The organism is Micromonospora sp. NPDC005173 (assembly GCF_040608515.1).
Classification (GTDB): Bacteria; Actinomycetota; Actinomycetes; order Mycobacteriales; family Micromonosporaceae; genus Micromonospora.
Genome location: NZ_JBEXIK010000012.1, coordinates 39,008 through 59,885, shown reverse-complemented (window position 1 = coordinate 59,885; position 20,878 = coordinate 39,008). Strand labels below are relative to the sequence as shown.

Annotated in this window: 21 protein-coding genes; 7 read left to right on the top strand and 14 right to left on the bottom strand. The window is 71.2% G+C overall.

Annotated elements, in window-relative coordinates:
- Positions 1-5 precede the first annotated feature (5 nt).
- A complete protein-coding gene (locus ABZV00_RS16145; RefSeq protein ID WP_355606501.1) occupies positions 6-1,190 on the bottom strand; it encodes a spermidine/putrescine ABC transporter substrate-binding protein in 1,185 nt (394 codons plus the stop codon).
- Positions 1,191-1,395: 205 nt separating this feature from the next.
- Between ABZV00_RS16145 and ABZV00_RS16140 the strand changes: the two genes are divergently transcribed.
- Complete coding sequence (locus ABZV00_RS16140; RefSeq protein WP_328423711.1) at positions 1,396-1,908, top strand: Lrp/AsnC family transcriptional regulator; 513 nt, start codon at positions 1,396-1,398, stop codon at positions 1,906-1,908.
- Between the two features lie 84 nt (positions 1,909-1,992).
- Here ABZV00_RS16140 and ABZV00_RS16135 read toward each other — a convergent pair whose 3' ends face one another.
- Positions 1,993-2,187 (bottom strand): DUF397 domain-containing protein, encoded by a 195-nt coding sequence (locus tag ABZV00_RS16135; protein ID WP_355606498.1) that lies wholly within the window; start codon positions 2,185-2,187, stop codon positions 1,993-1,995.
- Positions 2,178-2,948, bottom strand: coding sequence for a helix-turn-helix transcriptional regulator (locus ABZV00_RS16130; protein WP_355606495.1), 771 nt, complete (start codon positions 2,946-2,948; stop codon positions 2,178-2,180). Before ABZV00_RS16130 ends, ABZV00_RS16135 begins: the two co-directional genes overlap by 10 nt.
- 601 nt (positions 2,949-3,549) lie before the next feature.
- Here ABZV00_RS16130 and ABZV00_RS16125 point away from each other — a divergent pair.
- Together ABZV00_RS16125 and ABZV00_RS16120 are read left to right on the top strand one after the other, a co-directional pair.
- Positions 3,550-4,896, top strand: a complete 1,347-nt coding sequence (locus tag ABZV00_RS16125; RefSeq protein WP_328423707.1) for an aspartate aminotransferase family protein — start codon at positions 3,550-3,552, stop codon at positions 4,894-4,896.
- 17 nt (positions 4,897-4,913) lie between these two features.
- On the top strand, positions 4,914-6,293 hold the full coding sequence (locus ABZV00_RS16120) for an FAD-binding oxidoreductase (RefSeq protein WP_355606793.1): 1,380 nt from the start codon (positions 4,914-4,916) through the stop codon (positions 6,291-6,293).
- Between the two features lie 126 nt (positions 6,294-6,419).
- Here ABZV00_RS16120 and ABZV00_RS16115 read toward each other — a convergent pair whose 3' ends face one another.
- Entirely contained in the window at positions 6,420-6,785 is a 366-nt protein-coding gene (locus ABZV00_RS16115; RefSeq protein ID WP_328423703.1) for a DUF3499 domain-containing protein, read from the bottom strand.
- A gap of 152 nt (positions 6,786-6,937) precedes the next feature.
- On the opposite strand from ABZV00_RS16115, the gene ABZV00_RS16110 reads away from it, so the two are divergent.
- On the top strand, positions 6,938-7,387 hold the full coding sequence (locus tag ABZV00_RS16110) for a metallopeptidase family protein (RefSeq protein WP_355606491.1): 450 nt from the start codon (positions 6,938-6,940) through the stop codon (positions 7,385-7,387).
- A gap of 53 nt (positions 7,388-7,440) precedes the next feature.
- On the opposite strand, the gene ABZV00_RS16105 is transcribed toward ABZV00_RS16110, so the two are convergent.
- The 8 genes from ABZV00_RS16105 to ABZV00_RS16070 all read right to left on the bottom strand — a co-directional run bounded on the left by ABZV00_RS16105 (position 7,441) and on the right by ABZV00_RS16070 (position 15,708).
- The gene (locus tag ABZV00_RS16105) at positions 7,441-7,698 is read right to left on the bottom strand and encodes a WhiB family transcriptional regulator (protein WP_088980572.1); all 258 of its coding nucleotides are present in this window, start codon (positions 7,696-7,698) and stop codon (positions 7,441-7,443) included.
- A gap of 468 nt (positions 7,699-8,166) precedes the next feature.
- Complete coding sequence (locus ABZV00_RS16100) at positions 8,167-8,496, bottom strand: phospholipase (protein ID WP_355606488.1); 330 nt, start codon at positions 8,494-8,496, stop codon at positions 8,167-8,169.
- A 20-nt stretch (positions 8,497-8,516) separates the two neighbouring features.
- Complete coding sequence (locus ABZV00_RS16095; RefSeq protein WP_355606485.1) at positions 8,517-9,911, bottom strand: DUF4331 domain-containing protein; 1,395 nt, start codon at positions 9,909-9,911, stop codon at positions 8,517-8,519.
- Positions 9,912-9,961: 50 nt separating this feature from the next.
- Positions 9,962-10,240 carry a hypothetical protein gene (locus ABZV00_RS16090; protein ID WP_328423687.1) on the bottom strand — a complete coding sequence of 93 codons (279 nt, stop codon included), beginning with the start codon at positions 10,238-10,240 and terminating at the stop codon, positions 9,962-9,964.
- A 158-nt stretch (positions 10,241-10,398) separates the two neighbouring features.
- A complete protein-coding gene (locus tag ABZV00_RS16085) occupies positions 10,399-12,909 on the bottom strand; it encodes a bifunctional FO biosynthesis protein CofGH (RefSeq protein WP_355606482.1) in 2,511 nt (836 codons plus the stop codon).
- A 168-nt stretch (positions 12,910-13,077) separates the two neighbouring features.
- Entirely contained in the window at positions 13,078-14,025 is a 948-nt protein-coding gene (locus tag ABZV00_RS16080) for a hypothetical protein (RefSeq protein ID WP_355606479.1), read from the bottom strand.
- Positions 14,026-14,083: 58 nt separating this feature from the next.
- Entirely contained in the window at positions 14,084-15,490 is a 1,407-nt protein-coding gene (locus tag ABZV00_RS16075) for a transposase (RefSeq protein WP_355606476.1), read from the bottom strand.
- Positions 15,487-15,708 (bottom strand): hypothetical protein, encoded by a 222-nt coding sequence (locus ABZV00_RS16070; protein ID WP_355606811.1) that lies wholly within the window; start codon positions 15,706-15,708, stop codon positions 15,487-15,489. Before ABZV00_RS16070 ends, ABZV00_RS16075 begins: the two co-directional genes overlap by 4 nt.
- A gap of 101 nt (positions 15,709-15,809) precedes the next feature.
- On the opposite strand from ABZV00_RS16070, the gene cofD reads away from it, so the two are divergent.
- A complete protein-coding gene (gene cofD, locus ABZV00_RS16065) occupies positions 15,810-16,757 on the top strand; it encodes a 2-phospho-L-lactate transferase (protein ID WP_355606474.1) in 948 nt (315 codons plus the stop codon).
- A complete protein-coding gene (locus ABZV00_RS16060; RefSeq protein ID WP_355606471.1) occupies positions 16,754-17,842 on the top strand; it encodes a coenzyme F420-0:L-glutamate ligase in 1,089 nt (362 codons plus the stop codon). The genes cofD and ABZV00_RS16060 overlap by 4 nt, the downstream gene beginning before the upstream one ends.
- Positions 17,843-17,855: 13 nt before the next feature.
- Here the strand turns inward: ABZV00_RS16060 and ABZV00_RS16055 are convergent, their stop codons facing one another.
- Complete coding sequence (locus ABZV00_RS16055) at positions 17,856-18,854, bottom strand: winged helix-turn-helix domain-containing protein (RefSeq protein WP_355606468.1); 999 nt, start codon at positions 18,852-18,854, stop codon at positions 17,856-17,858.
- 347 nt (positions 18,855-19,201) lie between these two features.
- Between ABZV00_RS16055 and ABZV00_RS16050 the strand changes: the two genes are divergently transcribed.
- On the top strand, positions 19,202-19,810 hold the full coding sequence (locus ABZV00_RS16050) for an NUDIX hydrolase (protein WP_355606466.1): 609 nt from the start codon (positions 19,202-19,204) through the stop codon (positions 19,808-19,810).
- Here the strand turns inward: ABZV00_RS16050 and ABZV00_RS16045 are convergent.
- The gene (locus ABZV00_RS16045) at positions 19,779-20,870 is read right to left on the bottom strand and encodes a sugar phosphate nucleotidyltransferase (protein ID WP_355606463.1); all 1,092 of its coding nucleotides are present in this window, start codon (positions 20,868-20,870) and stop codon (positions 19,779-19,781) included. The genes ABZV00_RS16050 and ABZV00_RS16045 overlap by 32 nt on opposite strands.
- Positions 20,871-20,878 lie beyond the last annotated feature (8 nt).

Here is a 20,878-nt window from a genome sequence, read left to right as displayed (position 1 = left end):
CCCCGTCACGCTCCGATGACCTGCTGGAACTTGCCCTCGAACTCCTTCTCCTGCTTCTCGTCCAGGGCCATGAACACCTTGGACTTCGACAGCAGCGCCTCGTCGGGGAAGATCAGCGGGTTGGCGGCCAGCTCCGGGTCGATCTTCTCCATCTCGGCCTGGGCGCCCTTGACGGGGCAGATGTAGTTGACGTACGCGGCGAGCGTCGCGGCGACGGCCGGCTCGTAGTAGTAGTTGATCAGCGCCTCGGCGTTGCCCTTGTGGGTGGCCTTGTTGGGGACCATCATGTTGTCGCTGAACAGCATCACGCCGGAGTCGGGTGCGACGAACTGCACCTTCTCGTTCTCGCTGGAGAGCTGGATGACGTCGCCGGACCAACCGATGCACGCGGCGATGTCGCCCTTTGCCAGGTCGGGTGCGTAGTCGTTGCCGGTGAACTTGCGAATCTGCCCCGAGTCGACGGCCTTCTTGAGCTTGTTGAGCGCGTCGTCGAACTGGGCCGTGGTGAAGTTGGCCGGGTCGTGCCCGTTGGACTGCATCAGCAGGCCCATGGTGTCGCGCATCTCGCTGAGCGCCGTCACCTTGCCCTTGAGATCGGGGCGGGTGAGCAGCTCGTCCACAGTGCGCAGCTCCTTGGTGACACTGCCGTTGTACGCCAACCCGGCGAGGCCGGACTGCCACGGGATGGAGATCCGGTTCTCGGTGTCGAAGGAGCGGTTGAGCAGTGACGGAAGCAGGTTGGCCTGGACGTTCGGGATCTTCGCAGGGTCGAGCTTCTGGATCCAGCCGAGCCGGATCATCCGGGCCGCCATCCAGTCGGTCAGCACGATGATGTCCCGGTCGGTGCTCTGGCAGGCCGCGAGTTGGTTCTGCACCTTGCCGAAGAACTCGTTGTTGTCGTTGATGTCCTCGGTGTACGTGACCTGGATGCCGCTCTTGGTGATGAACCCGTCCAGGCTGGGCCGCTTGGACTCGTCCTTCTCGTCCACGTCCATGTACTGCGGCCAGTTGGAGAAGGCAAGCTTCTTCTCGGTGCCGGAGAGGTCCTCGCTGACGCAGCCGGCCTCGGTCTGCTGGGCACCCTTGGTGCCACAGCCGGCGAGGCTGCCGCCAGCGGCGAGCAACGCAGCCGAACCGAGAGTGCCGGTGAGCAGTCCACGCCGGGTGAGGGGCCGGAGGGGAGTACGCATGACGACTCCTAGGGGGTCATCGTCGGCGGGCGGGACGGGGGTGGCGCGCCGGCGGGAGGTCAGGTGCCATGGACGACTGATCCTGACATGAGGTGACCTCCCTTACAAGGGATTCCGTTGCGGGAATAGCGATGCACGACGAAATACGCCAGACTGCGCGGGGACACACGCGCGACATCACGATTCGGGACATGGGGAACGGACGATGACGAACCGACAGCATGAGAACGGCACCGGCGGGCGACGGGTAGCTGTCCGTGAAGGTGCCAATCACGCTCTGCTGGACGACGTGGCCAAACAGATCATCGAACAGCTCCAGGAGGACGGCCGCCGGCCGTACGCCACCATCGGCAAGGCGGTCGGGCTCTCCGAGGCGGCGGTCCGCCAGCGGGTGCAGCGGCTGCTCGACTCCGGCGTGATGCAGATCGTCGCGGTGACTGATCCACTCCAGCTCGGTTTTCCCCGGCAGGCGATGATCGGCCTGCGTACCGACGGCGACCTGGAGGCGGTGGCCGACCGGCTGGCCGAGCTGGTGGAGGTCGACTACGTGGTGATCACCGCCGGGTCGTTCGACCTGCTCACCGAGGTGGTCTGCCGCAACGACGACCACCTGCTGGAGATCCTGCAACGGCTGCGCGCGGTGCCCGGGGTGCTCTCCACCGAGGCGTTCGTCTACCTCAAGCTGCGCAAGCAGACCTACACCTGGGGTACGGCCTGACGCATGCCCTTGATCCACTCGACATCCCCGATATCGCGGTATCAACCCTGCCCTGACACCGCAGTTTCGGCGATATGGAGTGGATCAGTGGGTCGGCTGGCGAAGAGCGTCGACGAAGGACGCCCAGGCGGCCGGAGCGAAGGTCAGGGTGCTGCCGTCGCGGTCCTTGCTGTCCCGGACCAGCACCCGGCCGGGCAGATTGTCGGCCACCTCAACGCAGTCGCCGCCGTTGTTGCTGCTGCGGGTGGCGGTACGCCAGCGGGCGTCGGTCATGTCCATGTCTTGGCCACTTCCCTGATCAGCTCGATCGACCGGCGTTGGGGGAACGCCTCGCCGGTGACGCTCTCCCACCTGCGTCCAAGGCTAGCGACGTCGATGGGATCGGTCACGACCTGACCGCGTAGCTGGTTGTCGAGATACGCCAATTCCGTCCCGTCGGGCAGCCGGCCCAGAACGAAGGGACCGGCCAGACCGGTGTGCCACGGACTGTCGGCCGGAATCACCCGGACCTGCACGTGCTCCCAGTCGGCCACCGCCGCGAGGTGCGCCAGTTGTCGGGCCATCACCGACCCGTCGCCGACCGGCCGGCGAAGCACCACCTCGTCGATCACCGCGATGAGTTGCGGTGGGTGGTCAGCGGCGAGGACGGACTGACGCTCGATCCGGCTCGTCACGATCTGGTCCACCTCGGCCGGCGCGACCAGCCCGCCGGTGCCCAGCACCGCGCGGGCGTACCCCTCGGTCTGTAGTAGGCCCGGCACCAGCAGCGGCTGATAGGACCGGATCGAGGTGGCGTCCTGTTCGAGTTCGGCCCAGGGGCGAAACCACGGCAGGTCGCGGCGGCGGAACGGCTCGGGCCAGAGGTCGGCGGCGTCTCGGCGCAGCACCTCCGCAACCGCGACCCGGGTACGCGGGTGTGGAATGCGCCCCGCGGCGAGCCACCGCGCCGCCGACTTCGGATGGACGTCAACCTTCTCGGCCAGCGACTCGACCGTCTCCCCCGCCTGGGCCATCGCCACCCGCAACGCCTCGTTCGCCACCGGATCCTCCTGCCAGCCAGGTGCACACTGCGGAGCACAGTAGCCACGCTCCGTGTCCGTGTCCGCCGACTACCGGGGTGTTGCGGTGGACGTGTTGGCGCGCATCCAAGACGCTCCGCAACGGCCCCGAAGGTGCTCTGCCACCGTCCCCCGCGCGCCCACGCCCCCGCGCCGCGCCGACCCGCCGGGTTGATCCACTCGACATCCCCGATATCGCGCTATCAACATCGCCCCAAGCCCCCACATCGGCGATATGGAGTGGATCAACCCGCTGCCAACGCCCGACGGCGGGCGGGCCGGGGCGTGGCGGGCGGCGGGCGGCGGGCGGTGGGGAGGCGGCGGGCGGGTGCTCATATTTGGGGCAGCTCGACAGCGGGGCGCGACCACACCCGCCGGGTCACAGGGCAGGCACCCGCCGACCAGGCCGGCCGCCCGTGATACGAATTCCGTTGCGCATACTGTAACCCCTCGCTGATTCCGTTGCGCTCGGGCCAGTGCGCCACCGATACCACTTGCCTCGGACCACAAGACTGTGCGATAACCGTTGGCAGAGCGGCCGGCGTCACCCCTTGGACCGGCCCGACGAACCGATGGGGCTGACATGGCCAACGCCACCGACCACCTGTGGATGCACTTCACCCGGATGGCGAGCTACTCCGCCGGCGAGGTGCCGACCATCGTGCGCGGCGAGGGCGCATACGTGTGGGACGCCCAGGGTCGCCGCTATCTGGACGGGCTCGCCGGGCTCTTCGTCGTCAACGCCGGCCACGGCCGCACCGAGCTGGCCGAGGCGGCCGCGAAGCAGGCCGGTGAGCTGGCGTACTTCCCGCTCTGGTCGTACGCCCACCCGAAGGCCGTCGAGCTGGCCGAGAAGATCGCCACGCTCGCCCCCGGCGACCTGAACCGGGTCTTCTTCACCACCGGCGGCTCCGAGGCCGTCGAGGCGGCGTGGAAGCTGGCCCGGGCCTACTTCAAGCGCACCGGCCAACCCAACAAGTACAAGGTGATCAGCCGGTACATCGCCTACCACGGCACCTCGATGGGCGCGCTGTCGATCACCGGCCTGCCCGGCATCAAGAGCGACTTCGAGCCGCTGGTGCCCGGCGCGATCAAGGTGCCGAACACCAACTTCTACCGCGCGCCGGAGCACGGCGACTCACCCGAGGCGTTCGGCCGCTGGGCCGCCGACGAGATCGGCCGGGCCATCGAGCGGGAAGGGCCGGACACTGTCGCCGCGGTCTTCCTGGAGCCGGTGCAGAACTCCGGCGGCTGCTTCCCACCCCCGCCCGGCTACTTCGAGCGGGTCCGGGAAATCTGCGACGCGTACGACGTGCTGCTCGTCTCCGACGAGGTGATCTGCTCCTGGGGGCGGCTCGGCGAATACTTCGGCGCCGTGCGCTACGGCTACCAGCCGGACATCATCACCACCGCCAAGGGCATCACCTCCGGGTATGCCCCGCTCGGCGCGATGATCGCCAGCGACCGGTTGATGGAGCCGTTCCTCACCGAGACCGGGATGTTCGCCCACGGGGTGACCTTCGGTGGCCACCCGGTGTCCTGCGCGGTGGCCCTGGCCAACCTGGAGGTCTTCGCCCGCGAGGACCTGATCGGGCACGTACGGGCCAACGAGGACGCCTTCCGATCCACCCTGGAGAAGCTGTACGACCTGCCGATCGTTGGCGACGTTCGCGGCGACGGCTACTTCTACGGCATCGAACTGGTCAAGGACAAGACGACCCGGGAGACCTTCGACGAGGCCGAGTCGGAGCGGCTGCTGCGCGGCTTCCTGTCCACGGCACTGTTCCAGGCCGGGCTCTACTGCCGGGCCGACGACCGGGGCGACCCCGTCGTGCAGCTCGCCCCGCCGCTGATCGCCGAGCAGCAGCACTTCGACGAGATCGAGCAGATCCTGCGCACGGTGCTCACCGAGGCATGGGCACGACTCTGACCGGCGATCCGGCCGGGATGCCCCGCTATCGGGAGCTGTCGCACTGGCTGTCCACCGTGGACGAATCGCTGACCCCGCGACCGACGCTGCCCGGCGACACGGACGCCGACGTGGTGATCGTTGGCGCCGGCTACACCGGGCTGTGGACGGCATACCACCTGGCCCGGGCCGAGCCTGGGCTCCGGATCATCGTGCTGGAGAAGGAGATCGCCGGGTACGGGGCGTCCGGTCGCAACGGCGGCTGGTGCTCGGCGCTCTTCCCCACCTCCCTGACCGGGCTGGCCCGCCGGCACGGACGGGACGCGGCGGTCGCCATGCAGCAGGCCCTGCACGAAACGGTCCGCGAGGTGGGCCGGGTGGTCGCGGCGGAGGGCATCGACTGCGACTGGGCGGACGGCGGCACGGTCACCCTGGCCCGCACCGGCCCGCAACTCGTCCGCGCGCGGGCCGCCGTGGACGAGGCCCGCGCGTTCGGTTTCGGCGCGGAGCACCTGACGCTGCTCGACGCCGGCGAGGCCGCCGCCCGCTGCGCCGCCGAGGGGGTACGCGGTGGGACGTACACCCCGCACTGCGCGACCGTGCACCCGGCGAAGCTGGTCCGTGGCCTGGCCCGGGTGGTGGAACGACTCGGGGTGGCCATCCACGAGCGCACCCCGGTCACCGCGATCCGGGCCGGCGCGGCGGTCACCGCCGCCGGCACGGTACGGGCGCCGGTGGTGGTCCGGGCGACCGAGGGGTACACGCCCACGCTGCCCGGTCAGCGGCGGGCCGTGGCACCGGTGTACTCGCTGATGGTGGCCACCGAACCGCTGCCGACGGAGACCTGGGCACGGATCGGGCTGGCCCAGCGCGAGACGTTCTCCGACCACCGACACGTGATCATCTACGGCCAGCGCACTGCCGACGGTCGGCTGGCGTTCGGCGGGCGCGGTGCTCCGTACCATTTCGGGTCCCGGGTCTCCCCCGACTACGACCGGGAGCCACGGGTCTTCGCCGCGCTGCGGCGGACGCTCGGGGAGCTCTTCCCGGTGCTCGGCCCGGATGTGCCGGTGACGCACACCTGGGGCGGGCCGCTCGGTGTGGCCCGGGACTGGGCCGCCTCGGTCGGCTTCGACCGGGCCAGCGGCCTGGCCTGGGCGGGCGGTTACGTCGGGGATGGGGTGGGCTCCAGCAACCTCGCCGGCCGCACCCTGGCGGACCTGATCCGTGGCGAACGCACCGAGCTGACCACCCTGCCCTGGGTCAACCACCGCTCCCCCCGCTGGGAGCCGGAGCCCCTGCGCTGGCTGGCGGTCAACGCCGGCCTACGACTCATGACCAGCGCCGACGCAGCGGAATCCCGCACCAACCGCCCGTCCCGCCGAGCCACCACCTTCTCCCGCCTCCTGGGCAACTAACCCCGCCCCCGCACGCCGCCTCTCCCTGTTGATCAAGAGGTTTCGGTCACCGAACGGCGCGATTTTGACGCAAACTTCTTGATCACCAGGGCGGAGCGGGCCTGGGGGGTGGGGTGGGGTGGGGGGTTAGTGGTTGGGGGGGATTACGCGGAGGTGGCCTCGGCGGCCGGTTTGGTGGGGGTTTTCGTGGTGCTGGTCGTCCGATGGGGGGCGGGGGGCCGGGCGGGCGGCCTCGCGGACCGCCTCGGCCAGCGCGACCAGGTCGTCGGTGGTGGGCGGCGGCGGCTCGAACTCGCCCTCGTGCCGGACCACGTCCCAGCCCCGCGGCGCGGTCAGGCTGCGGGCGTGCTGCTCACACAGGTCGTACGTGTGCGGCTCGGCGAAGGCCGCCAGCGGACCCACCACCGCTGTCGACTCGTTGTAGACATAGGTCAACGTGGCGACCGCTTGCCGGGGGCAGCCGTTACGGGAGCAGCGCCGTGGTGACCTCACGGCGGCAGGGTATCTCCATTACCGGGTCCGGCGCACCGCTTCGCGTTGCGACACGCCCGTCGTGGTGATCACAATCCGCCGACCCCGTCGCGCCGCGCCACGCGAGCGGCGCTGCCGCTGGCCAGCCCGACGCGGGCGCTACCCTTTGCCTCATGACGAGCCCGGAACACCGCCGCCCCGGCTCCGGCCGCCGCGCTCACCGCGACCGGCATGGACGCGGCCTGCGCGGGCGGCTGGTGCCGGCAACCGTGCCACTGGCGCGGACCAAGGCGGAGATCTTCGACGACCTGGTCCTGGACACCGTCGAGACGTTGGAGCGCCGCTTCGCCAAGGAGTTGGCCGGCGTCGAGTTCGCGGTCGAGGACGTCCCGCCGGACCTGAACGTCTACGACTCCGACGTGCTGGAGGACGGCGAGGTCCCGCTGGCCCGGCTGCTGCCCGGCCGCCCGGGCCGGCAGGAGGTGCCGCCGCGGATCGTGTTGTACCGGCGACCCCTGGAATTCCGGGCGATGGACCGCGAGGACCTCGCCGACCTCGTGCATGACGTGATCATCGAACAGGTAGCCAACCTGCTCGGGGTCGACCCCGACGAGTTGGCCTGAGCCGTCCCCGCACGGGCGAGCCGGGCGGCCCCCACCGCCCCGACCCGAGCCGCTCAGGCGACCCGCCGCTTCAACTTGCGCCGCTCCCGCTCCGAGAGCCCACCCCAGATGCCGAACCGCTCGTCGTGACCGAGAGCGTATTCGAGGCATTCAGTCTTGACCTCGCAGCGCGAGCAGATCCGCTTCGCCTCGCGGGTCGAGCCGCCCTTCTCGGGAAAAAACGCCTCGGGGTCGGTCTGCGAGCACAGCGCCCGCTCCTGCCACTCCGGCGCGTTTCCGAGCAGGTCGGCCACCTCAAGCTGGCCGTCCATCAAATGCCTCCTTGTCGCGCACCGGCGTCATCGCCGCTGCAACCCCCCACGCGAAAGGCGTGCTTGTCCGTCCGGTCCCGTTTTGTTGCGTTCCGCGCGAACAACCCCATTCAAATTACACGCGTGTAATGCGTGCGCCGTCAAGCCAAACTTGATAATGGAGTCGCCCTCCCGACACACCCGGCCGGACACTCGGACCGTCCAGCCTCGCAACCTGCCCTATCGATTCAGACCCCGGCCGAGTAACGCCCTCTCCGGCGAGTTGCCCGACTTTTCTGCCGTGGCGCTCCCACGACGGCTCGCCACCACGACGCCGCCAGGAACACTGAATGACCCCCTCCACAAAAGCTGATCTTGGTGGGAGACAGGTTAACGCGGCATGGCCCAGACCGCCCGTCGAGCCATGGACACCGCTCGCGCCCCGCTCACAATGTGGACGGGGCGCAACGGAGAAATTGTGTCGTGGGGTCAGCCGGTCGCCCCGAAATCCCTGCTCGGCCACACGAACTCAGCTATCTCTCCACCGTGGACAGAAACCGTCCCGACTCGCACATCGTCGTCCCACCAGACGGTATAGATGGCGGCCGGCAGATCGGGGTAGACCGCCGTGTGGAACGACCCGTCCCGCACCCGGCGTTCCCGCACCGCCGAGTGTGTCCGCTGCGCACCGTCCCGGCTGATCTCGATCTCGCGGCCGAGCAGATCCTGACCGGTGTAGACGATGAGGGCTCCGGTCTCACCGCCCAGATCGAGGACGACGCTCCCGGTCTCCGACGGCCCGTACGCGTGCTCGTGCATCCGCTGCTCCCCCGCGCCGCTCAGGACGACGCCGACGGGTTGTTGAACCCGTCGTACGGCGTACCCAGGTAGGGGAAGTTTCCGAGGAACGGGGCGCTCACGTCGGCGGCGCTCAGCCCCGGGGTGAGCGCGGCGGTCGCCGCGTCCGGACGGAAGGTCCTGTCCACCAGCGGGACGGTCAGCCCGGCGATCGCCCGCAGCGCGATGCTCACCACGTCGTCGCCGACCCGTCGCCCGTTCGGGAAGCCGGCCAGGTCACCGCCGAGCACGCCGAACCGGTCCGGCTGCCGACTGGGCGGGATCGCGGTGTTCAGCCGCAGCAGGTCGGCCTGCACATCCCCGGTGGTGTTGGTGAAGCCGTCGATCAGCCCGGCCGGCACGCCGGTGAGCAGGATCGCCACCAGGTCCGCGCGGGCCTTCTTGGCCTTGGTGAGCTTGTCCAGGTTGGGAAAGACGTCCGGGTAGAGCGCCGGCAGCAGCGCCGCCAGCTCGGGTTGCTCGACGAACTGCGCGAACCGCTTGTCCTCCGACGGCGGCAGCGAGTTCCACAGGTCCTTCTTGGACATCGGCACGATGACCTCGTTGAACAGCGGATTCCCGAGCCGGGAGACCTGGGTGAACGGGCCGGTCGCGGTGTCCGCGGCCCCTCTGTCGCCGAGCACCCGGACCTGCCGGCGGGACGCCGACGTCCACACCCCGATCACCGAGGCCCGGTCGGCCGCGCCGTACCGGTTGGCGCGCCGGCGCACGCGGCTCAGCGGCACCTGCACGGCGATGCTGTGCACGTTCATCCGGTCGGTGGCGTTGACCGGCTCCCCCTCGGCCTTGAAGATTTTCTTGCCGGCCACGTGCAGTTGCTGGAACGGCCGCAGCGTGCCGAGATCGAAGATCGCCCCCAGGTCGACGAAGAAGCCGTCCGCGCGCTGCCCGGCGAAGACCCGCTCCCCGGTGGAGAGCGAGTAGGTGGCCTGTCGGACCAGTTCGGCGTACTTCGGAGTGGAGAGCGGGCCGACGTTGCACGGCGGGCAGGGCAACTTGTGCGCCAGCCGATGCTCCCGGCCGTCGGCCACCCGGGTCAGGCTGTAGAACTGCCGCCGGTTCCAGTTCTCGCTGTCCAGCGAATCGATCGGGCCGGTGTTGTAAAGAAAACTGTTCGGATTCGTGATCTCGGTGGTGAATTCGAAGCGGTAGGTGACATCCGGACGACCGTCGCCGTCGTTGTCAATATGGATCTCGTAGCGCACGTCGTCACCGAACTCGAAGAAGTTCGGGCCCCCGGAGGGGAGCTGCAACGGCACGTAGTTGGCAATCAGCGTGACCGAGTCGGGCTTGTCGGGGCTGACGAACGCGTACAGGTCGGAGCTGTCGGCGACCGGATCCTTGGCTATTTCCGGGGCCTCGCGGTGGGAAGACATGGCGGACCAACCTCACTGGGCGGGGACAGGGTGGCGGGCGGAGCGTCGGGTCAGCGCCGGGCGGCGCGCCGCAGCCGGTCCGCCAGGCCGCGGTCGCGTACCTCGATCCGGGACTCACCGACGAAGATGTCCATCGTTCCGGAGGCGGCGTCCCGCAGGTGCACGACGATCGGGTCGTCGGCCCGGCCGGCCGCGCCCGGTGCGTTCTGTGCGGCTGACAGGCCCGGCACGGTGAGCGCGGCGGCGCCGAGGGTGGCGCTGGCCGCGGCGGTCAACGTCTGCCGGCGGGTCAGTCGCGGCCAGGGCCGCTTCCGCTGATCACTGGTCATGGGCAACCTTTCGGCGGCGGCGCGAACGCGCCCGGTGGGACGGACGGGTCCCGCGCCGCCTACCGACGCCGCCGGGCCCCAGGGACACCGGCGGCGGTCCTCGCCGCGACCGCCGCCGGCACCGCTTGGTACGGCCGGCGGCGGGAAAAGGTTCGACCTCAGGGCCGGACGTGACCGTACGCGGTCGTGCGCTTGCGCGCCGGGCGACCGGCCGCCGTGGCGATGGCCCGCAACTGCTCCTCGGTCCGCGCCGAGCCGTTGTCCGAGCCGGCCATCCGGGAGATGGTCTCCTCCATCAGCGTGCCGCCCAGGTCGTTGCAGCCGCCCTGGAGCATCGCCACGGTGCCCTCGTCGCCCAGCTTCACCCAGGAGCACTGGATGTTGTCGATCCGGCCGTGCAGCAGCAGCCGGGACATCGCGTGCACCACCCGGTTCTCCCGCCAGGTGGGCCCCGGCCGGGCGATGCCGGCGAGGTAGATCGGGGCGTTGGTGTGCACGAACGGCAGCGCGACGAACTCGGTGAAGCCACCGGTGCGGTCCTGCACACCGGCCAGCACCCGGAAATGCGCCAGCCACTGCCCGGGATGATCGACGTGGCCGTACATCATCGTGGAGCTGGACCGGATGCCCAGCTCGTGGGCGGTGCTGACCACGTCGACCCAGGCGGCGGCCGGCAGCTTGCCCTTGGTCAACACCCAGCGCACGTCGTCGTCGAGGATCTCCGCGGCGGTGCCCGGGATGGTGTCCAGCCCGGCCTCGCGCAGCTGGGTCAGCCACTCGCGCACCGGCACGCCGGCCTTCGCCGCGGCCGTGACGATCTCCATCGGGGAGAACGCGTGCACGTGCATCTCCGGCACCCGGGCCTTGATCGCACGCACGATGTCCGCGTACCCGGTGACCGGCATCTTCGGGTCGATGCCGCCCTGCAGGCAGACCTCGCTGGCGCCGGCCGCCCACGCCTCCTCGGCCCGGTCGGCCACCTGATCGACGGAGAGCCGATACGCGTCGGCGTCCCGCTCGCGCTGAGCGAAGGCACAGAACCGACAGCCGACGTAGCAGACGTTGCTGAAGTTGATGTTGCGGTTGACCACGTAGGTGACGTCGTCGCCGACCGCACCCTGACGCGCCTCGTCGGCGAGCCGGCACAGCTGGTCGAGCGCCGGCCCGTCCGCGCCGAACAGGGCCAGCGCGGCATCGGTGTGCCGGGGCTCCAGCAGCGCGGCCGGGTCGTCGGCGGCCAGCCGCAGCCCGGCCCGCAGGTCGTGGTCGCCGGCGAGGGCGGTCGGCCCGGCGGTCACCTTCGTGGCGACCTCCGCCCAGTCCCCGTAGACGCTGTCGAAGTCGCCACGCCGGTCGTCCGTCCGACCGGTGGTGTCGATGGTGGCGTGCAGGTCGGTCCGCCCGCCGAACACCTCCTCCGGCTCCTGCCACGGGCGGCCCTGCGGCCGGGCCGACTCGACCGCCAACCCGGTCGCCGGATCGGCCAGCGCGCTGACGTGCGGCAGCAGCCGCGGGTCGAGCCACGGGTCACCGGCGCGCACGTACTCGGGGTAGATGGTCAACCGCTCGCGCAGGGTGAACCCGGCCAGCTCGGTGTGCCGGGCCAGCTCCTCGATCTGCGGCCAGGGACGCTCCGGGTTGACGTGGTCCGGGGTGAGCGGGGAGACACCGCCCCAGTCGTCGATGCCGGCCCGCAGCAGCAGGCCGTACTCCCCGGCGATGAGGTTCGGCGGGGCCTGGATCCGGGCCTTCGGGCCGAGCAGCAGCCGGGCCACCGCCACCGTGGCGGCCAGGTCGTGCAGCTCCGCGTCGGGCATGCCGCGCATCGCCGTGTCCGGCTTGGCGCGGAAGTTCTGCACGATCACTTCCTGGAGGTGGCCGTACTCCCGGTGCGCGCGGCGGATCGCGAAGAGTGCGTCCACCCGCTCGGCCGGGGTCTCCCCGATGCCGATCAGGATGCCGGTGGTGAACGGCACCCCGACCCGGCCGGCGTCGTCGAGCACCCGCAGCCGGACCGCCGGCTCCTTGTCCGGCGAGCCGAAATGCGGGCCGCCCGGCTCGGACCAGAGCCGGGTCGCGGTGGTCTCCAGCATCATGCCCATGCTCGGCGCGACCGGCTTGAGCCGTTGCAGCTCCGACCAGGACAGCACCCCGGGATTGAGGTGCGGCAGCAGCCCGGTCTCCTCCAGCACCGCGACCGCGCAGGCGCGCAGATAGTCCAGGGTGGAGTCGTAGCCACGCTCGTCCAGCCAGGTCCGGGCCGCCGGCCAGCGCTCCTCCGGCCGGTCACCGAGGGTGAACAGGGCCTCCTTACAGCCCTGCGCGGCGCCCGCCCGGGCGATGGCCAGCACCTCGTCGCGGTCCAGGAACGGCGCCGGCAACCGGTGCGGCACGGTGGCGAACGTGCAGTAGTGGCAGCGGTCCCGGCAGAGCCGGGTCAGCGGGATGAAGACCTTCTTGGAGTACGTGACCACGCCGGGCCGGCCGGCGTCGCGCAGCCCCGCGTCGCGGATCCCACCGGCCACCCGGAGCAACTCGTCGAGCGCGTCACCACGGGCGGAGAGCAGCGCGGTCGCCTCGTCGACGTCCAGCGCCCGCCCAGTCGCGGCCCGGCCCAGGGCCCGCCGCACACTCGCCTCGCTCGGACCGGAGTGGGTGCGATCAACCATCCACTCAGCCTAGGCGCTGCGCCCGGCCGCCCCACTGGTCCCAGCCCGCAGGGTGGGAAAGGGCACGCCTCCCGCGTCCGGCCACGGTGGGCGCGGTCGGTCACGGGAGGCGTACGGGTGTTGGTGCGCAGCGCGGCCCGCACGGTCAGGCGCAGGCAGCGCGGCTGATCAGCGCAGCTGTTCCGGATGCTCGCCCGGGTTAATCCGCTGGGTACGGTCGCTGTCCACGCCACCGGGGAGGACGATGGCCTCGGTCGCGTCGACGGACTGGCGCGGGATGGCCTGCGTCGGGTCGGCCGACGGCGGCTGCCCGAACGGCGGTGCGGCCGGCATCGGCGGCGCGGACTGCGGGACGGGGTTGGCCGGCGGCGCAGACTGCGGGAACGGCGGGGCGGACTGCGGGAACGGCGGCGCAGACTGCGGGGCCGGCTGGAACGGCGGCGAGGGCTGACCGTACTGGCCGGGGTACTGCGCCGGCGGGTAGCCGCCGGGCTGACCGGGGGCCTGCCATCCGCCCGCCGGCTGGCCGCCGGGCTGCCCCGGGGCGGGCCAGCCACCCTGCTGCTGCGGCCAGCCCGGCTGGGGCTGGCCCGGCTGCGGCTGGCCGTAGACGCCCGGCTGCGGCTTCGGCCGGGGCACGTAGTACAGCTTCCGCCAGATCGTGTAGACCACCCAGGCCGCGACCGCGAAGATCATCAGCCAGGCGAAGCGGGTGAGTACGCCGAGCAGCACGTCGAGCACCTCGGCCTCGGCCAGCCGACCCACCATCCAGATCAGCATGGTCAACGTGCCGAGCAGCGCGCTGAACGCGTACTCGCCGAGTGCCACCTGCGTGATCAGCTTCGCCTTCGGCAGCACCGGCGAGATGTGGGTGGCCAGCAGCACGGCCAGCAGCGGCACGACCGCCGCCTCGAAGCCGATGAACGTGAAAGAGGCGCTGCCCGCACGGTCGGTGAAGGAGCTGAAGTCGCTCGGGATGAGTAGCCGCAGCAGGCCGACGAAGAGGAACACCGCGTTGGCGCCGAGCAGCGCGAGCGCACCCAGTTCGCGTAGTGGCTTGGTCAGCTGGCGGGCCTGCGTCGCGTCGGTGGACGCGGGCTCGGCGGGGCTGGTCACGAGCTCCTCCTCGGGGCCTGGACGGACAGGGCGCACGTGAGCCTAGTCTGCTTCCTTGTCATTGCTCATTGCTGAGCACTTCGGATGATTCGCTCTCCGCCTGGCGGGCCGGGCTGGAGTCCGGGAGCGGCAGTCTGCTCCGGTGGCGATCGGCCCGCGCCTGCACGATCTGCTTCACCACGTGGTGCGGGGTGCGCAGGGTGATGTCGGGATCACCATGTCGTCGCAGGACGTTGATCGCGGCGTTCACGTCGGCCTGCCACACCACCCCGCACGAGGTGCAGTGAAGTCTGTCACCGCTGCGGTGCCCGAGAGCGCCGCAGCGGTGACAGACTTGTGAGGTGTAGGCGGCGTTGACGTGCACGAGCGCAGAACCTCTGCGCTCCGACACGTTCGTCAGTGCCTCGGCGGTGACCCCTTTGGTCCACGCGGCGAGACGCCGGTTGGTGTTCCTGCCGAACTGCTTACGCCCGGCGAACGTCTTCGTTAGGTCTTCGGCCACCACGATGGCGGCGGTGTCGACCACCCGGTGCACGGCGGTGAAGATCTCCGTGCGCACCCGCGCCTGGTGACGGCCGGCCTGCCGGTCACGCTTGATCGCGCCCAGGTTGTTGCGGGCAATCCGGTCAGCTTTGGCGTGGTTGCCACGCAGGGCGGCGGTGTTGGCGACCGACCGCACCTTCGCACGGCGGCGGTTGCGTTCCTTGAGGCGGTCGGACTCGGTGGTCAGCAGGTGACCGAGACCTTCGCCGTGGTAGTTGCCGTCGGAGTCGGTCAGCGCCTCCGTGTAGCCCTTGTCCACGCCGATTGTCGCCTCACCGCACGGCCGCTGCGAGGTCTTCATCATGGCGGCGTCGATCTGGTAGTGGATCTCCACCCGGTCGCCGCGCAGGATCAGCCGCAAGGTGCCCGTTGGGACGAAGGTGGTGTTCAGCGGGATGCGGACCAGCTGGCGTCGCACGAGGCCGGGTACGGCCAGCCACAACCGCCCACGCGCGTCGACGCGTGTGTTGTGCTGGTCGGCGCGCACCACGATCTGGTCGCGGGTGCGGTTGTGCCCCCGCCGCCAGCGCGAGCGCATCAGCCGCGACAGATACGGGTCCTCGGCCCACCGATCAGCTTTGAGCAGACCGAACAGCCGCCTACGCTGGGCAGGGTCGCTGGTGTGGCGTCGGATGGCCCTGCGCACCGGCACCTTCGCGGCCTCGAAGTTCGCCGTGATGTCGGCCATCGCGTCGCGGACGGTCTCCTTCCACGCGTTGGCCAACACCCCGAACTGGCGGTGGGTGCCGTCGGCCAGCCAGCCGTCGCGGACCTGCCGGTCGGTGAGCCGAGCACCGCCAACCGAGGCGTAGCGCTGCCACACCTCGGAGCGCACCCGCCCCAGCCGCCGAGCCTGCTCAACGAGCGCGGCGTACTTGCCAGCGTTGAGCCGGTGCGAGTAGGCGATCCGGGTCGTCTTCACGCCGGGTCCTCGGTCAGGTCCACTGAGTTGAGCTGCTTCTCGTAGCGGCGTAGTCCAGACAGGCGGCAGGAGAAGGTGTGCACGATCGCCAGTAGGTCCTGCACCAGCTCCTGCCGGAACGGACGGCGATCTTGCCTTCCGCCTCCCACCGCCGGATGGTCGACGTCGACCGCCCCACCCGGTTTGCGAACTCCCCCGATCCGGTAAACGCTGCTCATTACACCCACTTGTAGCCACTTCCAGTCAAGAAATCAACCCTAGAGTCACTGCTCCCGGGCCACCAGCGAACCGGAGCGTCACGTGCGCGAGGATGGTCGACATGCGCATCGTGGTTCTGGCCGGCGGCATCGGCGGCGCCCGGTTTCTGCTCGGCGTCCGGGCGTACGCCCGCGAGGTCGGCGCCGAGGTGACCGCCGTAGTCAACGTCGGCGACGACCTGTGGCTGCACGGGTTGAAGATCTGTCCCGACCTGGACAGCGTCATGTACACCCTCGGCGGCGGCGCCGACCCCGAGCGGGGCTGGGGCCGAGCCGGGGAGACCTGGACGGTCAAGGAGGAGCTGGCCGCGTACGGGGCGGAGCCGACCTGGTTCGGCCTCGGCGACAAGGACATCGCCACCCACCTGGTACGCAGCACCATGCTCAACGCCGGCTACCCGCTGCATGCGGTCACGGAGGCGCTGGCGACCCGCTGGGAGCCGGGGGTACGTCTGCTGCCAGCGACCGACGACCGCCTGGAGACGCATGCTGTGGTCGACCGCGACTCGGGCCAGCAGGCGATCCACTTCCAGGAGTGGTGGGTGCGGTACCGGGCCGACATCCCCACCCACCGCTTCATCTTCGTCGGCGCGGAGACGGCGAAGCCGGCGCCGGGGGTGCTGGACGCGATCGGCACGGCAGATCTGGTGCTGATCGCGCCGAGCAACCCGGTGGTGAGCGTCGCACCGGTGCTGGCCGTGCCGGGCCTGCGCGAGGCGGTGGCCGACGGGCCCGCCCGGGTGGTGGGCGTCTCGCCGATCATCGGCGGTGCGCCGGTCCGCGGGATGGCCGACCGCTGCCTCGCCGTTCTCGGTGTCGAGTGCAGCGCGGCCGGCGTGGGCAGGCTCTATGGAGGCCGAACGGCCGGCGGGCTGCTGGACGGCTGGCTCGTGGACGAGCAGGACGCGGGCACGCTGGTGCCGGAGGTGACGGTCCGCGCGGTGCCGTTGCGGATGACCGACGATGCGGCGACGGCGGCGATGGTCCGCGCCGCGGTGGAGTTGTCGTGAGGCTGGAGATCCTGCCGGTGCTGGGCATCGGCCACGTGACCGAGGGCGACGACCTGGCCGCGTTGATCGCCAACGCCGCGCCCTGGCTGCGCGACGGCGACGTGCTGGTGGTCACCAGCAAGATCGTCTCCAAGGCCGAGGGGCGGCTGGTCGACGTCCCGGCGGACGGGCCCGAACGGCTCACCGCGAGGGACGAGGTACTGGCCGGGGAGACCGCCCGGGTGGTGGCCAGCCGGGGGCCGACCCGGATCGTGCAGACCCACCACGGCTTCGTGATGGCCTCCGCCGGGATCGACGCGTCGAACGTGGACAAGACCCGGCTGGTGCTGCTGCCGGTGGACCCGGACGCCTCGGCCCGGGCGCTGCGCGCCGCGCTGAAGGAGCGCTACGACCTGGACCTCGCCGTGATCATCACCGATACCATGGGCCGCCCCTGGCGCAACGGGCTGACCGACGTGGCGCTCGGCGTGGCCGGAATGCCGGCCATCCGCGATCACCGGGGCGAGGTGGACCCGTACGGCAACGAGCTGCAACTGACCCAGATGGCCGTGGTGGACGAGCTGGCGGGTGCCGGCGAGCTGATCAAGGGCAAGTGTGACCAGGTCCCGGTCGCGGTGGTGCGCGGCTACCTCTCCGCCACCCGCCCGGACGACTCCGTTGGCGCGCGGGCGCTGGTCCGCGACGCCGCCCAGGATCTGTTCTCGCTCGGCACCGCCGAGGCCCGGGCCGCAGGGCTGGCCGACGCCGCCACCCTGGCCGACGCGCCCGGCGCCACGTCGGCCGACCCGGCCGCCGCCCGGCGAGCGATCGACGCGGTCGCCGGGGTGGTCGCCCCCGGCACGGTCTTCACCCTGGTCGACGAAGCGGAGGTACGGGCCGGTCTGATCGCCGCGGTGCCCGGCTGGCCGGCCGGCGCCACCGCCCTGGTGCTCGGTTCGCCACCAGCCCCGGTCGACCCAATGGACCTGGTCCGCTTCGGCGCCGACCTGCACCGGCTGCGCGTCGCCCTGGCCGCCGAAGGCATCGGGTCGGCCCTGCTCCCCCCGCCCGCCGGCAGCCCGGCCAGCGCCGCGCTCGCCCTGTAGACGGCTGGCCGGGTCAGGCGTCCAGCATGGCCCGGCCGAGCGGAGTCAACGTGTGCAGCACGGTGTTGCGTTCCCGGTGACTGACCAGCAGGCCGGCGTTGCGCAGCACGGTGGCGTGCTGGCTGGCCGCCGCCGGTGAGATGTTGAGCCGGCGGGCCACCTCGCCGGTGGTGCAGCCATCGTCGCTGGCCTGCAACACCGCCGCCCTGGTCCGGCCGAGCAACGCGGCGAGCGAGTCCCGGACGGAGCCCGGCACGGTCGGTGCGGCGCCGTCGGCCGGCGCCAGCCCGCCCAACCGGTCCACCGGATAGACCAGCACCGGCGGCAGCGCCGGGTCGAGCAGGGCGACCGGGGTAGCCGCGCAGAAGAACGACGGCACCAGCAGCAGCCCCCGGCCGTCCAGGTGCAGCTCCCGGCTGTGCGGGTAGTCGCGGACCTCAAGCACCCCGCCCTCCCAGCGCATCGCCGGTCGGAGGCTGGCCAGCAGCCCCTCCACGCCGCCGTCGAGCAGGGCCCGGGCCCGTCGGGTCCGGTCCGCCTCCACCGCGGACTGGATCCGGCTCCAGTACGGGCTGATCGCCAGCGACCGGTACTGCTCCATCGACTCGGCGAGGTGACGCAGCACGTCCACGTCGCCCCGGGCCAGTGCGGAGGCCGAGGACGGCAGCGGGTTCTCGGAGGCCAGCACGGTCAGGTCCCGGTGCAGCACCTCCTTGGGGGTGCTGCGGACCGCGTCCAGCCCGGCACCGAAGCCGTGGACACTCGCGTACGGGGTGAGGAAGTCGGGGAAGTAGCCGCGCGGCGGGTTCAGCGCGAAGAGCAGCCGGAGCTGGTCGGAGGCGACGTCCTGGCGCAGGTGCCGGGCAACGGTGCGCCGCCAGTTCGACGTCAGCGGATCGCGGTTGCGGCCCTGCAACACGTGCAGGCTGAGGACCGACTCCCAGACCGGGTCCGCCGCCGGCGCCACCCGGGTCCGGAGGATGTCCTCGCCGGAAAAGTGGATCTTCAGCATGGAGTGCTCCCGTGTCGCCAGCAGAGGGACGCCGGGCGACCGTTCGACTCTACCTGGCCGGCAATTATCTCCATCTTTAAGCCAGGGCTGAAAAACCTCGACGCCTCCGGGGGCGGTTCGGCATGCTTCCAGTTGCCCGTACACGGCACCGGCGCGTCTCGCACGCACCCGGCACCGCGGGACCGGGGAGGACCGGTGATCGGGCGGCACCACGAGGGTCTGCGGCCCTTGCTCCGCAGAGGTGCCGTCCGGTCATCCGTCGTCACAACATGACGCCGTCCCACGAATTCGACGAGTCGCAGGGTCACCGCGCAAGCCTACGGACCGGGCGCTCGTACAGTGGCGGGGTGCCCGACACCGCGTTCACCGGACCCGCCGCCCACCCCAGCGCCTACGCGACGCTGCACGCCGACGCCACCGCGCTGCTCGACGGCTGGCGACCCACCGGCCCGGCCGCCGCCGAGGCGCGGGACCGGACCCTCGCGCTGCTCGCCGCCGGGCCCGTCGCGATGAGCCGACCACACCGCCCCGGGCACGTCACCGCCAGCGCACTGGTGCTGGACCACACCGGCTCGCGGGTGCTGCTCTGCCTGCACGGCAAGTTCGGGCGCTGGGTGCAGCTCGGCGGGCACTGCGAGCCCGACGACCTGACCCTGGTCGGCGCCGCGCTGCGCGAGGCCACCGAGGAGTCCGGAATCGCCGGCCTGCGCATCGACCCCGTGCCGATCGACGTGGACATCCACCCGGTGAGCTGCCAGGGCGGCTCGCTGCACCACGACGTCCGGTTCGCGGTGGTCGCCCCGCCCGGCGCGGTGGAGCAGGTCAGCGACGAGGCCCAGGCGCTGGGGTGGTTCCCGCCGGACCGGCTGCCCGAGCCACTGGCCGGCGGGACCGTGCAACTGGTCGCGCCGGCCCTCGCGGCCCTCAGACGTAGCCCTCTTCGCCCCGCTCCTTGAGCTCGTCGACCAGGGCCTTGACGTCCTGGGCCCGGTCGCGTGGGCAGACCAGCACCGCGTCCGGTGTGTCCACCACGATCAGGTCACGCACCCCGAGGACCGCCACCAACCGGCCGGACTGCGGCACCACCACCAGGTTGGCGCTGTCCCGCAGCAGCACACCCGGCTTGGAGCCCGCGCCGAGCACCACGTTGCCCGCCGCGTCGGCCGGCAGCACGTCACCGAGGGTGTGGAAGTCGCCGACATCGTTCCAGCCGAAGTCGCCCGGCACCGTCGCCACCCGACCGGCGGTGGCCGCGCCCTCCATCACCGCGTAGTCGACGGAGATCTTCGGCAGGGTCGGCCAGACCGTACCGAGCATGTCGTCCTGCTCCGGTGTGCCCCAGGCGGCGGCGATCGCGGTGACCCCGGCGTGCAGGGCGGGCTGCTGGCGGGCCAACTCTTCGAGGAACACGTCAACCCGCCAGACGAACATGCTCGCGTTCCACAGGTGCCGGCCCGAACGGACGTACGCCTCGGCGACCTCGGCGGCCGGCTTCTCCTTGAACTCGGCCACCGGGCGCCACGGAACGCCCTCGATCGGATCGCCGGTCTCCAGGTAGCCGTAGCCGGTCTCCGGACGGGTCGGCGTGATCCCGACCGTCATCAGCATGCCCTGCTCGGCTCCGCGGACCGCCTCCCGGACCGTACGCACCCAACTCTCCGGGTCGCCGATCAGGTGGTCGGCGGCGAAGCTGCCCATCACCGCCTCCGGGTCGCGCAGCGAGATCACCGCAGCGGCCAGCGCGATCGCCGCGCAGGAGTCCCGGGGCGAGGGCTCGACCAGGATGTTCTCCTCGGGCAACCCGGTGAGCTGCCGCGCCACCGCCGCGACGTGCGCGGCACCGGTGACCACAAGGGTGTGATCCGGTGTGGCCAGCGGCGCCAGCCGCTCCACGGTCGCCTGGAGCAGCGACGCGTTGGAGCCGGTCAGCGGATGGAGGAACTTGGGATGACCGGCGCGGGACAACGGCCACAACCTCGTGCCACTGCCACCTGCCGGAATGACCGCATAGAGCATCCGCACAT

Bases quoted from the DNA above. Each gene is read 5' to 3' on its own strand.
- ABZV00_RS16045 (WP_355606463.1), bottom strand. From the start codon at position 20,870: ATGCTCTATGCGGTCATTCCGGCAGGTGGCAGTGGCACGAGGTTGTGG.
- ABZV00_RS16145 (WP_355606501.1), bottom strand. From the start codon at position 1,190: ATGCGTACTCCCCTCCGGCCCCTCACCCGGCGTGGACTGCTCACCGGC.
- ABZV00_RS16140 (WP_328423711.1), top strand. From the start codon at position 1,396: ATGACGAACCGACAGCATGAGAACGGCACCGGCGGGCGACGGGTAGCT.
- ABZV00_RS16110 (WP_355606491.1), top strand. From the start codon at position 6,938: ATGACGAGCCCGGAACACCGCCGCCCCGGCTCCGGCCGCCGCGCTCAC.
- cofD (WP_355606474.1), top strand. From the start codon at position 15,810: ATGCGCATCGTGGTTCTGGCCGGCGGCATCGGCGGCGCCCGGTTTCTG.
- ABZV00_RS16100 (WP_355606488.1), bottom strand. From the start codon at position 8,496: ATGCACGAGCACGCGTACGGGCCGTCGGAGACCGGGAGCGTCGTCCTC.
- ABZV00_RS16055 (WP_355606468.1), bottom strand. From the start codon at position 18,854: ATGCTGAAGATCCACTTTTCCGGCGAGGACATCCTCCGGACCCGGGTG.
- ABZV00_RS16070 (WP_355606811.1), bottom strand. From the start codon at position 15,708: ATGAGCAGCGTTTACCGGATCGGGGGAGTTCGCAAACCGGGTGGGGCG.
- ABZV00_RS16095 (WP_355606485.1), bottom strand. From the start codon at position 9,911: ATGTCTTCCCACCGCGAGGCCCCGGAAATAGCCAAGGATCCGGTCGCC.
- ABZV00_RS16135 (WP_355606498.1), bottom strand. From the start codon at position 2,187: ATGGACATGACCGACGCCCGCTGGCGTACCGCCACCCGCAGCAGCAAC.
- ABZV00_RS16105 (WP_088980572.1), bottom strand. From the start codon at position 7,698: ATGGACGGCCAGCTTGAGGTGGCCGACCTGCTCGGAAACGCGCCGGAG.
- ABZV00_RS16125 (WP_328423707.1), top strand. From the start codon at position 3,550: ATGGCCAACGCCACCGACCACCTGTGGATGCACTTCACCCGGATGGCG.
- ABZV00_RS16120 (WP_355606793.1), top strand. From the start codon at position 4,914: ATGCCCCGCTATCGGGAGCTGTCGCACTGGCTGTCCACCGTGGACGAA.
- ABZV00_RS16085 (WP_355606482.1), bottom strand. From the start codon at position 12,909: ATGGTTGATCGCACCCACTCCGGTCCGAGCGAGGCGAGTGTGCGGCGG.
- ABZV00_RS16090 (WP_328423687.1), bottom strand. From the start codon at position 10,240: ATGACCAGTGATCAGCGGAAGCGGCCCTGGCCGCGACTGACCCGCCGG.